The sequence below is a fragment of the Streptomyces sp. NPDC044719 genome (assembly GCF_056433405.1).
The window spans coordinates 49,332-62,413 of record NZ_JBWKHE010000001.1 but is presented as its reverse complement, the minus strand read 5'-3'; the positions used below and the strand labels follow the sequence as shown (position 1 = coordinate 62,413).

Sequence of the window (13,082 nt, the reverse complement as noted above, 5' to 3'; positions counted from 1 at the left end):
CGCGCATGAGGGGGAGGTTTCGAGGTAACGCGTGGGGGATGTTTCCGCAAACCATGACAGCGAAGTGGGATATTCTCTAGCCCCTGGATGTAACAGTGGGATTAATCGGCAGTCGCGCGCAGTCTAAGGTGGGACACCATGACGCGCCCTCTCCTCGACGAGCTCGACCGGCGCCTGATCGGGGCGCTGCACCTGGCCCCCCGGGCCACCTGGGACGACATCGGCGGGATCCTGTCCGCCGACGCCGGCACACTGAAGCGCCGCTTCGACCGGCTGCACGAGGCCCGGATGGTCCGCGTGATCGGGCAGGCCGACTGGGGCATGCATTCCACGGCGATGCCGGTCCACGTGTTTTTGGACATTACCGGCGAAACCCCGCTGGCCGTCCTGGACCGGCTGCGTGACCTCCCCCACCTCCAGCTCCTGGCGCAGATCTCCGGCGACTACCCCCTGTACGTCGTCGTCCACGCCCCGTCGGAGGCGGCCACGAGCGAGGCGATCGACCGGATGTTCTCGATCCCCGGGGTCCGCCGCGTCAACGCCCTGCCCGCGCTCAGCACCCTGCGCCGCGGCATCACCTGGGACCCGCAGTTCCTGACCGCCTCCGAGCGCGCCGGCCTGCTGGAGCTGACCGGCGCGCAGCCGGAGGGCACGGCGACGGCGACGCCCCCCGACAAGCCGCTGAGCGAGTCCGAGCGGGCGGTCGTCGCCCTGCTGCTGCGGGACGGTCGCGCCTCCGCCGCGAGCATCGCCCGGGCCGCGGACCTGGCCACGTCCACCGCGCACCGCGTCGTACGCCGGGCCCTGGACGAGCGCTGGGTCAAGCCCCGCCTGGAGATCGTGTCGGAGTGGCTCGGCTTCCGGACCCCGTTCATGCTGCGGCTGCGCGTCGACCCCGGCGAGACTCCCGAGGTCATGCGCCGCATCAACGTGCTCCCCCAGACCCGACTCGTCGCGCATGTCGCCAGCGACCTGTCCGTACTCGCGACCGGCCTGGTCACCGACCGCTCCGCCCTGGCCCGCTTCATCGACGGCGAGTTGGCGAGAATCCCCGGCGTCACCGCCGCCGGCGTGGCCGTCATGCTCGCGGAGCCGCGCCGCTACTGGCTGGACCGGGACCGGGACACGGGGCTCGGGGAGTTTCACGCGCCCGCTTTGCTGAAGTCGCAGTAGGCGGTACGTCCTGGCGGCAGCCGTGAGGGCCGGCCATGCGCCGTCCGCTCGACCTCGATAAAATCAGCAAGCAGGACAAACATACCCATAACGCATCACGGGGGAGATCCATGGATTCCTCCGATGGTTCCTCGTCCGCCTCGGAAGGTCGCGACCGCCCGGCAGGCGGACCTCCGTTGAGCATCACGGAACGCGAAGAGTACGAACGGCTGCGCAAGGCGGCCTCCGTTCACCAGACCGTCGCCCTGGTGCTGTGGAACTACGCCCCCCGGGTCCGTGGCGCTCGTCCTCGGCATCGCCGTCCTCGCAACCACCAGGGAAAGGAGCCCGTGATGGCTGAGCAAGAGACAGGGGCGGGCGGCGTCGCCGCTCTCGGGGTGGCCATGGCGTTCGGTCTTGACCTGCCCGGAGAGGAGGAGCGGTGATGGGCGACCACGTGAACCTGGCCTACGACTACCCGATCCTCGGGGCCTTCTGGACGATCATGTGGATCTTCCTGTGGGTCATGTGGATCTTCCTGCTCTTCCGCGTCATCGTGGACATCTTCCGCGACGACGCCCTGAGCGGCTGGGCCAAGACGGGATGGCTGGTCTTCACCATCGTCCTCCCCTTCCTGGGCGTCTTCGTCTACGTCGTCGCCAGGGGCAAGGGCATGGGCAAGCGTGAACAGGACCATGTGAAGGCCAAGCTGGACGAGACGGACCGCTACATCCGCGAGACCGTCGGCGCCACCGGGCCGGCCAGCGAGGCGGACCAGCTCGCCAAGCTCTCGCAGATCCGGGCCCGCGGCGACCTCTCCGACGAGGAGTTCCGCCGGGCCAAGGAGAAGGTCCTCCACCCGTGACGGCCGGGTACGCCCTCTGCTCCTGGCGGCCGGCCACCACCGCCGAATCCGGAGACGGACCACCGGACTAGGTCTTTCGTGCCGGGCCGGCCGGGCCCGAGGCCCGATCCGCCGCGGTCCCGGGAGCGGCTAGCGTCCCCGGCATGCGTATAGGACTCCTTGGCACAGGCAACGTCGCCCGAGCACTCGCCCACGGCTGGAGCGCGGCGGGGCATGACGTCCTTCTCGGCTCGCGCCGGCCCGCGCAGCGGTTGAATCTCGGGCTCCCCGTGGGCACCCTGAGCGAAGCCGCCGCTCACGCGGACGTACTGGTCAACGCCACCCCGGGGACCGTCTCCGTCGAGTTGCTGCGCTCGATCGGGGCCCCGGCACTGGCCGGCATCCCGCTGATCGATGTCGGGGTCGGTCTCTCCGACGACTTCGTCGAGCTCTCCCACCCCAACAGCAGTCTGGGGGAACAGATCCAGGACGCGTTCCCCCAAACCCCCGTCGTGAAGACGCTGTGCACCATGGACTCCACGGTGATGATCGCCCCGGGTGATCTGGACGGCCCGAGCACCGTCTTCCTCTCCGGCGACGACGCCGAGGCCAAGCGGACCACCGGCCGACTGCTCTCCGACCTCGGCTGGCCCGTGTCGTCCCAGCTCGACATCGGCGGTATCCGCACGGCGCGCGGACAGGAACACTTCGCCCTGCTCTTCATGGGCATCGCGGGCGGACTGGGTTCCCACACGTTCAACATCAACGTGGTCGCCCGCCCCGCTGCCTAGGGCAGGCTCAGTCCCCGACGCACTTGGGGTACTTCGAGCCCCGGTTGCAGTCGTGGTAGTCGTACTTGCTGACCCTGAACTTCGTCGCGTCACCGGCCTTGGCCGGATCGACGACCAGGTAGAACTTCTTCCCGTCCTTGACCTTCTCGGTGACCTTGCCCTCCGGGCCCTGGTCGAAGTCCTGTGCGCATCCGGCGAGTGCGAGGACGCTGACCGCCGCGAGAGCGGTGGCGTGGCGACGCATGTCGTGCTCCGATCATCTCGAAAACGCAGCTCACTGTAGGGGTGAGCGCCCGTCAGTTCATGATCGAGAATGTTCCCGGGTGTGGATGGGGATGGTCTGTGGAGGGCGGTGTACGCGGTGCGGACAACTCCCCTTTCCCAACGCCGATCTGAGGGGCTTTCATGCGCGACCTCGCGGACTCGATCGAATCGATGGAGCAGCTCGCCGCCGTCTGGCGGGTGATGGTGCTCGACCGGGATCCTCGGGCGGATGTCCGCGACCTTCCGGGCATCGCCGTCCGCTGGGCCGACTGCCGGTTCGCCTTCTGGAACTGCCTCACGCTGACCGACGTCGGCGCGGACGCGGGGCTGCTGAAGCAGCGGCTGAACGAGGCGGCAGGGGTCATGCGGTCGAAGGAGCGCCCCGGGTTCCTGTGGGTCTTCGAGGGCCTCCTCGACGGTGAGGCACGGGCCGTGCTCGGGGAGGCCGCCCAGGACGCGGGGCTCGACTACGCGTTTCCCGGCACCGGCATGGCGGGAGACCTGCTGCCCCTTCCCGAACCGGCTCACCCCGAGCTGACCTTCGCGCGCGTGACCGACGACGAACTGCTGCGGGCCTACGCGGACATCAACTCGCGTGCGTACGGGTTTCCGCTGGAGGACGGGCGGGACGGTCTCGGCACGTCCTCGCTGTGGAAGAGCCAGGTGCACGCCTATCTGGGGCTACGGGACGGGACGCCCGTGAGCTGTGCCGCCACGGTGGCGGCACAGGGCCGGCTCTTCGTCCTGATGGTCGCCACCGATCCGGCGTGGGAGCGGCGGGGGTACGGGGAGGCGGTGACGCGCAAGGCGCTGTACGAGGGCGCTCGTGCGACCGGACTGACCCGGGCGACGCTGCACGCGACCGCCGCCGGAGCGCCCGTGTATCCGCGCATCGGCTTCGAGCCGAACTCCCCGATGCGGTTCTACTCCCTCAGGGACTGATCAGCCTGGCTGATCAGCCGGTGACTGATCGGCCCGGGACCGATCGGCCGGCTGAGCCACCGGTGCCGTCGTGGAGCGGGGGATCACATGCGTCGGCAGGACCAGATGCCGGCCAGGTTCCCCCTCGGCGTCCTCGATGAGCTTCAGGGCCAGTTCGCCGGCCTCGCGCCCCATGTCCGACGGTGACTGGGCGACCGTGGACAGGTCGAACCAGTCCGCCAGCGGCTGGTCGTCGAAGCCGAGGACGGAGATGCGCTCCGGGACGGCGATCCGCGTCTTGCGCAGGTTCCAGATGAGGGCGACGGCGACCTCGTCCTGCTCGGCGAAGACGGCCGTCGGTGGCTCGCGCAGGCTCAGCAGCGTGCCGAGCACCTCGGCGGCGGCGCGCTTGTCGCCGACCCGGGTGGAGACCACCAGGTCGTCGTCGAGCGGGACGCCCGCCTCGGTGAGCGCCTGCTGGTAGCCAAGCAGCCGTTCGTTGGAGCTGAAGGTGAAGCCGCTCGCGCCCTGGGTCTGGACGAAGGCGATCCGGCGGTGGCCGAGATTGAGCAGATGCCGGGTGCCGTGCAGGGCGCCGGCCACGTCGTCGACGTAGACGCTCGGACGTCCGTCGACGTGCTGGCTGACGTAGATGACGGGCATGCCGAGGTCGTCCAGCCGGGCCGTCTCCTCGTCGGTGAGGTCGAAGGAGAACACCAGGAGCGCGTCGGCGTTGCGGCGTGCCGGGAGGTGTTCGAAGAAGTCCGTGCGCTCGGCCAGGTCCGGGATCTCGTAGACGTTCAGTTGCAGGCCGGCCGCCCGCAGCAGCGGGGCCAGGCTGGACAGGGCGGCTCCCATGAACCACGAGTCGAGCGTCGGGACCATCACCGCGACCGTCCCGGTCCGGCCCGTGACCAGGCTCGCGGCCTGCCGTGACACGGCGAAGTTCAGTTCGCGCGCGGCCTTCTCCACCCGGGCGCGCACCTCCGGCGACACCGTGGACAGGCCGCGCAGCGTGCGCGAGACGGTGGAGGTGGAGACCCCGGCCCGTTCGGCGACGTCGGCCATCGTGGGGTGCCGCTGAGCTGGAGGCATGGGCCGGACGTTAGCACAGGGATTCGCTCCCCTGCCTCTGATTGTGACAGCGCTTTCATGAGGATGAAACCCAAGCGGGCGGCCGATTACCGTCGCGTAACGCATTGACTTCGGCAAAACGCGCCCCTAGCTTGCAAGCGTTGTCCGAGCGGCCCTGAAGGGGTCTCTGCGAGACCCATCCTCAGCGTTCTGACCTGCATATTTTCTTCATTCATTCCATGACAACGCAGTCTCAGCAGGAGAGGCATGACGACCAGAACCACCACCAGAACCATCACGAGAGCCACCGCGCTCGCCGCCACCGGGCTCCTCCTCAGCGCTTGCGGCAGCGGCTCCGGGCAGGCCGGGCCGCCGTCGTTCGAAGGGCGCGGGCCCATCACCTACGTGGCCGGCAAGGACACCACGGGCACCGTCCAGCCGATGCTCGACCGCTGGAACAGGGCGCACCCGAAGGAGAAGGTCACCTTCATCCAGCTGCCGACGGACCCGGACGCGCAGCGCCGGCAGATGATCCAGAACGCGGAGACGAAGTCCGACGCCTACACGGTGCTGTCCCTCGACGCCGTGTGGACCTCGGAGTTCGCCGCCCACCGGTGGATCGACCGGCTGCCCGAGAAGCGGTTCCCGCTGGACAGGATGCTGAAGCCGGTGGTGGAGACCTCCCGGTACCGCGGCGGTCTGTACGCGGTACCGGGCAGCTCGGACGGCGGCCTGCTCTACTACCGCACCGATCTGCTGAAGAAGGCGGGTGTCACCCGCCCTCCGACCACCTGGGCGCAGATGACCGCCGCCTGCGCCGAGGTGAGGAAGCTGCCCGAGGCGAAGGGCCTGTCCTGCTACGCCGGGCAGTTCCAGAAGTACGAGGGCCTCACGGTGAACTTCGCCGAGGCCGTGCACTCCGCGGGCGGCACCGTCACCGACCCGAACGGCAGGCCAGACGTCGACACCCCCGAGGCCAGGAAGGGCCTCGACTTCCTCGCCGGCTCGTTCAAGGACGGGACGATCCCGAAGAAGGCCATCACCTATCTGGAGGAGGACGGCCGCCAGGCCTTCCAGTCCGGCAAGCTGGTCTTCCTGCGCAACTGGCCGTACGCGTACTCCCTGGCCCAGAAGAGCGGTATCAAGGGCAAGTTCGCCACCGCTCCCCTGCCCGGTCTGAACGGCCCCGGCTCCTCCAGCCTCGGCGGCCACAACATGGCCGTGTCCTCCTCCGCCCGGAACAAGGCGACGGCCCTGGACTTCATCAGGTTCATGAGCAGCGAGGAGAACACCAGGACCTTCCTCGAGGACGCCTCCGTCGCCCCGCCGTACGCTTCCCTCTACGACGACAAGGCGCTCATCGCGCAGTACCCGTATCTGCCGGTGCTCAAGGAGTCCATCCTGCGGGCCGTGCCACGGCCCCGGGTGGTGCAGTACGGCGATGTGACCTCGGCGGTCCAGCAGGAGACGTACGCCGCCCTGACCGGGGAGAAGAGCAGTGCGCGGGCGTTGAGGGACCTGCAGAAGGCGCTGCGGAAGGCCGTGGCGCTGTGAGGGCCGGGGTCATGACCGGGACTCCGGCAGAGGCCGAAGTCCGTACGGAACCTCCGCGGGCGCCGAAGCCCGGCCGGGCGACCGCCGGTTCCGGGAGGCTGGCCGCGCTGCTGGTCTCGCCGACGCTGCTGGTGCTGACGGTCGTCGTGCTCTACCCGACGCTCATGGCGCTGAAGGAGTCGCTGTACGGCCCGAAGGAGCTGGACCCGGAGACCGGGTTCATCAGCGACACCGAGCCGTTCGTCGGGCTCCAGAACTACGCGGAGATCTTCGGCGAGGCCGGGGCGCGGTTCTTCAACGCCTTCTGGAACACCACGTTCTTCACCGTCGTCACGGTCGGCCTGGAGACGGTGGTCGGGGTGGCCATGGCGCTGATCATGCACAAGGCGTTCCGGGGCCGGGCCCTGGTGCGGGCCGGGATCCTGGTGCCCTGGGCGGTGCCGACGGCCATCTCCGGACTGCTGTGGCGGTGGATCTTCAACAGCGACGGCGTCGCCAACGCCCTGCTCGGGCAGCAGATCCTGTGGACCACCGAGGGCTTCCACGCCAAGGTCGCCGTCATCGTCGCCGAGGTGTGGAAGACCGCGCCCTTCATCGGGCTGCTGGTGCTGGCCGGCCTCCAGGTGATCCCGAAGGAGGTCTACGAGGCGGCCCGCATGGACGGGGCCCGGCCGGCGCGCCAGTTCTGGCACATCACCCTGCCGCTGGTGAAGCCCGCGCTGCTGGTGGCGGTGCTGTTCCGCTGCATGGACGCGCTGCGGATGTTCGACCTGCCGTACATCCTCGTCGGCGCGCAGAAGCACTCGGTGGAGACGCTGTCGATGCTCGCGCAGAACGAGGCGGCCAACGTCCGCTTCGGGCCCGCCTCCGCCTACGCGGTGATCCTCTTCCTGTACGTGTTCCTGATCGCGCTCGCCTTCGTGCGGCTGCTCGGCGCCGACCTCGTCGGGGGCGACAGCGGGAGAAGGCGCCGTCGTACGGAGGTGGCGGCATGACGCTCACGGCCAAGTGGCGGCAGTGGCTGCCGTATCTGGGGATCGCCGCGGTGGTGGCCTACTGTCTGGCCCCGTTCTACTGGATGCTGGTCTCCAGTCTCCGCCGCACCGAGGACATCTTCGACACCTCCCTCGTCCCGGCCCCGCTGTCCTTCGAGAACTACCGGGCCGTGTTCGACCCCACGCAGGGGTTCGGGCGCGCGCTGCTCAACAGCCTCATCGTCGCCGGGATCACGACCGCGGCGGCGCTGCTGCTCGCCACGTTCACCGCCTACGCGATGGCGCGTCTCGAGTTCCGCTTCAAGCGGCTGATCCTCACGCTGATCATCGCCACCTCGATGTTCCCGGTCGTCTCGATCGTGGTGCCGTTGCTGAAGCTGTTCACGGACATCGGGTGGATCAACACCTACCAGTCGATGATCGTGCCGAGCATGTCCTTCGCGCTGCCGTTGGCGGTGTGGAACCTGACCACGTTCTTCCGCCAGATGCCGGACGAGCTGGAACACGCCGCGATGGTCGACGGCTGCACCCGCGGCCAGGCCTTCCGTAGGATCATCGTGCCGCTCGCCGCCCCGGGCATCTTCACCACGGCGATCATCACCTTCATCTGCGCCTGGAACGAGTTCCTCATCGCCCTGTCGATGACCAACAAGCCCGGCATGCAGACCGCGACCGTCGCCATCTCCAAGTTCACCGGCGCCACGACCTACGAGACGCCGTTCGGCAGCCAGATGGCCGCCGGTGTCCTCGTCACGGTCCCGCTGGTGGTCATGGTGCTGCTCTTCCAGCGCCGTATCGTCGCCGGGCTCACCGCCGGCGCCGCGAAGTAGCTCACCCCGCCCGTAGTCCCGCCCCGCATCAGAAGGAGCCCCGTGTCCCCCACCGCCCCCTGGTGGCGCAGTGCCGTCATCTACCAGGTCTACATCCGCAGCTTCGCCGACGGGAACGGCGACGGCGTCGGCGACATCGCCGGCCTGCGCTCGCGCCTGCCCTATCTGAAGTCCCTCGGCGTGGACGCCGTCTGGATCAACCCCTGGTACAAGTCGCCCATGGCCGACCACGGCTACGACGTCGCCGACTTCCGCGCCATCGACCCGCTGTTCGGCACCCTGGCCGACGCGGAGCGGTTCATCGAGGAAGCGCACGCGCACGGGATCCGTGTGATCCCCGACATCGTGCCCAACCACACCTCCGACCAGCACGCCTGGTTCCAGGAGGCCCTGGCCGCCGGGCCGGGCAGCGCGGAACGCGAGCGCTACGTCTTCCGGCCCGGGCGCGGACCCGACGGGCAGGAGCCGCCGAACGACTGGGTGTCCTGCTTCGGCGGCCCGGCCTGGACCCGGCTGCCCGACGGGGAGTGGTATCTGCACCTGTTCGCACCCGAGCAGCCCGACCTGAACTGGCAGCACCCCGAGGTGCGGGCCGAGTTCGAGTCGATCCTGCGGTTCTGGTTCGGCCGGGGCGTCGACGGCTTCCGTATCGACGTCGCCCACGGCCTGATCAAGCACCCGGAGCTGCCGGACCTGCCGCCGCGCCGGGACCCGGACGCCGGGTCGCCCTCGCGGCACGTCGACCACCCGCACTGGGACCGCGACGAGGTGCACGAGATATACCGCTCCTGGCGCAGGGTCGCCGACGAGTTCCCCGGCGACCGCTCCTTCGTCGCCGAGGCCTGGGCCGACACGCCTGAGCGGCTGGCGGCGTACGTCCGCCGGGACGGCCTGCACACCGCCTTCAACTTCGACTTCCTGATGTCGAGCTGGGACCCGAAGGACCTGCGCGCGGTCATCGACGACTCCCTCGCCATGCTCAACGCGGTGGGCGCCCCGGCCACCTGGGTCCTCTCCAACCACGACGTGACCCGCCACCCGAGCCGCTACGGCCGCCGTACCGCCAAGCGCTGGGTGGCGAACGAGAGCTACCGCCCCGAAGGGCCCCTGGACCTCGAGCTCGGCACCCGGCGGGCCCGGGCCGCCGCCCTGCTGATGCTCGCGCTGCCCGGCGGCGCCTACGTCTACCAGGGCGAGGAACTCGGCCTGCCCGAGGTCGAGGATCTGCCCGAGGACCTCCTCCAGGACCCGACCTGGGAACGCTCCGGCCACACCGACCGGGGCCGCGACGGCTGCCGCGTCCCGATCCCCTGGTCCGGACGCACGGCTCCCTACGGCTTCAGCCCGGACGACGCCACGGCCGGCCCCTGGCTGCCCCAGCCCGCCCACTGGGCCGAGCACACCGTCGAGAGCCAGAGCGGCGACCCGGCCTCCATGCTGGAGCTCTACCGTGCGGCGCTGCGCGTCCGGCGCGACCATCCCGCCCTCGGCGACGGCTCGATGACCTGGCTGGACACACCGGACGGGGTGCTGGCCTTCAGCCGGGACCCGGGCTTCGTCTGCGTGGTCAACCTCTCCGCCGAACCGTACGAACTGCCCGGCCACTCCGGGGTCCTGCTGGCCGGCGGCCCGCTGGAGAACGGCCGGCTGGGGCCGGACCAGGCGGTGTGGCTGGCGGTGTAGGGCGCCGGCGAAAAGCAGTTGACCGCTCCCCGCCGTCCACGGGCACGATCACGGTTCCGCTTCCGTCCTCCGTACGCGTGAAGGAGTTCCGTCCGTGCCCTCAGCACTCTTCCCGGACCTGGCCGCCCCCGGCACATGGGTGATCGGCACCCGGTATGCCGACGGCCCCGGCCGGCAGCAGACGCTCGTAGCGGAGGAGTCGGCGTCACTGGAGCCACCGCCCGTCGGCCTCGCCGCCGTCAGCTGGTTCCTGAGCACGGACGGGGAGACCGTGCTGACGCTCGCGCGGTGGGACGACGACGCCGGGGTTCCGCCCGTCGGCCCGCCCCGCTATCGCCTCTACCGCAGCCTGGCCGAGGAGCGGGAGACCCGCGTCCCGGGCTGTCTGATCACCGCCGCGTTCGACGTCGACGGGCCCGAGCGGCAGCGGTCGTTCACCGACGCGGTGATCGCGGCCCAGCCCCGGGAGGGCGGACATCCCGGGGCGATCTCGGCCCACTTCCTGCACAGCGTCGACGGCAGCCGGGTGCTGCTGTACACGGAGTGGACCAGCGCCGAGGCCCACCAGGAGGCGGCCGAGGCCGGTGATCACGACCAGGGGCACGCGCTGTTCTCGGGGACGCCCGGGGTGCGGCTCACGCACGGCGGGCGGTTCCGGCTCCATCGCGGCCTGCGGTGACTCAGTGGGCCGGGCGCCCGTCATCCACCGGGAAGCCGCCGACCGTGAACCCGATCACCGTCCCGCCTCCGTCCCGCCGGACCGCGAACGGCGCTCCCCCGTGCGCGAGGGCCACCTCGCGGACGATGGACAGGCCGAGGCCGGAGCCCGGCAGGGAGCGGGCGTCGGCGGCGCGGTAGAAGCGGTCGAAGACGCGGGTGAGGTCGTGGTCGGTGATGCCGGGGCCGCGGTCGAGGACCTCGACCCGGATGGTGCCGGGCCGGGCGGGCCCGGAGACGACGATCTCGATGGGAGCCGTGCCGCGCTGGTCGAACTTCACCGCGTTGTCGACGAGGTTGGACAGCGCCCGGCTCAGCATCCCGGGCCGTCCGTCGGTCGTGGTGTCGCCGCTCGCGCGGAGCGTGATCTCCCGGCCGCTGCGGCGCCGGGCCAGGCCCGCCACCTCCTCCGCGAGGTCGGCGACGTCCACCCGCCGCGGCGGCTCGGTGTCGGACTGCCCGGCCGCGAGGTCGACGAGTTCGTTGACCAGGTCGGTCAGCTCGCGGGCCTCCTGGCCGAGGTCGGCGACCAGTTCCTCCCGGGTCCCGGGCGGCAGTTCGTCGATCCGGCGGAGCATCGAGATGTTCGTCCGCAGCGAGGTCAGCGGCGTCCGCAGCTCATGGCCCGCGTCCTGGACCAGTCGCCGCTGGTCCTCCTCGGACTGGGCGAGCCGGCCCAGCATCCGGTCGAAGGCCCGGCCCAGCCGTCCCACCTCGTCATGACCGGCGACCGGGACCTGGATGCCGAGCCGGCGGGTCCGGGCGACGTCCTCGGCGGCGTCGGTCAGGACGACCAGGCGCCGGGTGATGCGCCGGGCGAGCCACCAGCCGAACAGGCCGGCGGCGATCACGACGGCCGCCATCAGCAGCAGCGTCCGCCGCTGCAGCGCCCGCAGCAGGTCCTCGACGTCACTGAACTCCTGGGCGACCTGCACCGCGCCCCGGCCGCCGCCGAGGGAGACGGTCGCGACGCGGTAGACGTCGTCGCCCACGTCGACGTCCTTGTGCTCGACCACCCGGCCGGACAGGGACGCGGCGGCGATCCGCACATCTGCCCCGGTCACGGGCAGTCCCGGACTGCCCGCGTCGACGACATGGCCGTCCGGGCCGAGCACCTGCACATCGGTGCGGGCGGGCCGCACGAGGTCGTGGCCGGGCGCGGCGGAGGAGAAGTCCTCCGGCGTCATCCGGTTCTCCCGCACCTCGTCCCGCAGGTCCTGCACGACCTCGTCGAACACCGTCTGCTGGTCCACCCGCACCAGCCGGGCGGCCGCGCTGTAGGACAGGATGCCGACCAGGATCGTCACGGCCGCGGTCACCGCCGCGAACGACACCGCGAACGTGGTGCGCAGCGAGACCAGCTTCGGCCGCCGTCCGCTCAAGCGCCGGCGGAGGCGGCCCACTCAGTCCTCCCGCAGCACATAACCCACGCCCCGCACCGTGTGGATCAGCTGCGGCCCGTCCGGATCGTCGAGCTTGCGGCGCAGATAGCCGACGTAGACGGCGAGGTTCTTCGAGCCGGGGCCGAAGTCGTAGCCCCAGATGCGGTCATAGATCGTCGAGTGGTCGAGGACGATGCCGGCGTTGCGGACCAGCAGCTCCAGCAGCTCGAACTCGGTGCGGGTCAGTTCCAGCTCGCGCGCGCCCCGCCAGGCCCGGCGCGCCTGCGGGTCCATGCGGACGCCGGCGGCCTCGACGAACCGGTCGGGCAGCTGCCTGGGCGCCTCCGGCACGGGCGCGGCACCGGCGGGCCCGCCACCGGCCGGTGCGCCGCCGAGGGGGTCGCCCACGCCCACCGGGCTGGTGCGGCGCAGCAGCGCGCGCAGCCGGGCGAAGACCTCCTCCACGTCGAAGGGCTTCACCACGTAGTCGTCGGCGCCCGCGTCCAGGCCGGCGATCCGGTCGGCGGTCTCCACGAGGGCCGTCAGCATCAGGACCGGCGTCCGGTCGCCCTCGGCGCGCAGCACCCGGCACACCTGGAGCCCGTCGATGCCGGGCATCATCACGTCCAGGACGAGCACGTCGGGGCGGTTGCGGTGGGCCTGCGCCAGTGCCTCGACACCGTCGGCGACCGCCATGACCTGGTAGCCCTCCAGGGTCAGGGCGCGCTCCAGGGCGTTGCGGATGGCGCGGTCGTCTTCGGCGAGCAGCACTGTTTGGGGCACGCGTCCAGTGTGCCTGGCGACCGGGTCCCCGGGACCGGATGCGCTGCGCCGGAGCGTCCTTCTTACTCCCCTCTCACCAGGGATCACGCAAC

General features: G+C 70.7%; 12 protein-coding genes and 1 pseudogene. 9 read left to right on the top strand and 4 right to left on the bottom strand.

Features of this window, described 5'->3' with window-relative positions:
- Positions 1 to 138: 138 nt before the first annotated feature.
- The 3 genes and pseudogenes from AC07DF_RS00310 to AC07DF_RS00300 all read left to right on the top strand — a co-directional run.
- Complete coding sequence (locus AC07DF_RS00310; RefSeq protein ID WP_478965517.1) at positions 139 to 1,173, top strand: Lrp/AsnC ligand binding domain-containing protein; 1,035 nt, start codon at positions 139 to 141, stop codon at positions 1,171 to 1,173.
- A 424-nt stretch (positions 1,174 to 1,597) separates the two neighbouring features.
- On the top strand, positions 1,598 to 2,017 hold the full coding sequence (locus tag AC07DF_RS00305; RefSeq protein ID WP_478965515.1) for an SHOCT domain-containing protein: 420 nt from the start codon (positions 1,598 to 1,600) through the stop codon (positions 2,015 to 2,017).
- Between the two features lie 140 nt (positions 2,018 to 2,157).
- Positions 2,158 to 2,787, top strand: a pseudogene (locus AC07DF_RS00300) (NADPH-dependent F420 reductase); the annotation flags it as partial.
- A gap of 7 nt (positions 2,788 to 2,794) precedes the next feature.
- Here the strand turns inward: AC07DF_RS00300 and AC07DF_RS00295 are convergent.
- Entirely contained in the window at positions 2,795 to 3,031 is a 237-nt protein-coding gene (locus tag AC07DF_RS00295; RefSeq protein ID WP_478965513.1) for a hypothetical protein, read from the bottom strand.
- Positions 3,032 to 3,192: 161 nt separating this feature from the next.
- Between AC07DF_RS00295 and AC07DF_RS00290 the strand changes: the two genes are divergently transcribed.
- Complete coding sequence (locus tag AC07DF_RS00290; protein ID WP_478965511.1) at positions 3,193 to 3,993, top strand: GNAT family N-acetyltransferase; 801 nt, start codon at positions 3,193 to 3,195, stop codon at positions 3,991 to 3,993.
- Here AC07DF_RS00290 and AC07DF_RS00285 read toward each other — a convergent pair whose 3' ends face one another.
- Complete coding sequence (locus AC07DF_RS00285) at positions 3,994 to 5,040, bottom strand: LacI family DNA-binding transcriptional regulator (RefSeq protein WP_478967520.1); 1,047 nt, start codon at positions 5,038 to 5,040, stop codon at positions 3,994 to 3,996. It abuts the gene before it with no gap.
- A 273-nt stretch (positions 5,041 to 5,313) separates the two neighbouring features.
- On the opposite strand from AC07DF_RS00285, the gene AC07DF_RS00280 reads away from it, so the two are divergent.
- From AC07DF_RS00280 to AC07DF_RS00260, 5 genes are all read left to right on the top strand, one after another.
- Entirely contained in the window at positions 5,314 to 6,600 is a 1,287-nt protein-coding gene (locus AC07DF_RS00280; protein WP_478965509.1) for an ABC transporter substrate-binding protein, read from the top strand.
- Between the two features lie 11 nt (positions 6,601 to 6,611).
- Positions 6,612 to 7,595 carry a carbohydrate ABC transporter permease gene (locus AC07DF_RS00275; RefSeq protein WP_478965507.1) on the top strand — a complete coding sequence of 328 codons (984 nt, stop codon included), beginning with the start codon at positions 6,612 to 6,614 and terminating at the stop codon, positions 7,593 to 7,595.
- Complete coding sequence (locus tag AC07DF_RS00270) at positions 7,592 to 8,425, top strand: carbohydrate ABC transporter permease (RefSeq protein ID WP_478965505.1); 834 nt, start codon at positions 7,592 to 7,594, stop codon at positions 8,423 to 8,425. Before AC07DF_RS00275 ends, AC07DF_RS00270 begins: the two co-directional genes overlap by 4 nt.
- A 42-nt stretch (positions 8,426 to 8,467) precedes the next feature.
- Complete coding sequence (locus AC07DF_RS00265) at positions 8,468 to 10,108, top strand: glycoside hydrolase family 13 protein (RefSeq protein ID WP_478965503.1); 1,641 nt, start codon at positions 8,468 to 8,470, stop codon at positions 10,106 to 10,108.
- Between the two features lie 94 nt (positions 10,109 to 10,202).
- A complete protein-coding gene (locus tag AC07DF_RS00260) occupies positions 10,203 to 10,787 on the top strand; it encodes an antibiotic biosynthesis monooxygenase (protein ID WP_478965501.1) in 585 nt (194 codons plus the stop codon).
- 1 nt (position 10,788) lies between these two features.
- Here the strand turns inward: AC07DF_RS00260 and AC07DF_RS00255 are convergent, their stop codons facing one another.
- Together AC07DF_RS00255 and AC07DF_RS00250 are read right to left on the bottom strand one after the other, a co-directional pair.
- Positions 10,789 to 12,228 (bottom strand): HAMP domain-containing sensor histidine kinase, encoded by a 1,440-nt coding sequence (locus AC07DF_RS00255; RefSeq protein ID WP_478965499.1) that lies wholly within the window; start codon positions 12,226 to 12,228, stop codon positions 10,789 to 10,791.
- The gene (locus tag AC07DF_RS00250; protein WP_478965497.1) at positions 12,229 to 12,990 is read right to left on the bottom strand and encodes a response regulator transcription factor; all 762 of its coding nucleotides are present in this window, start codon (positions 12,988 to 12,990) and stop codon (positions 12,229 to 12,231) included. It lies immediately after the preceding gene.
- Positions 12,991 to 13,082: the final 92 nt, after the last annotated feature.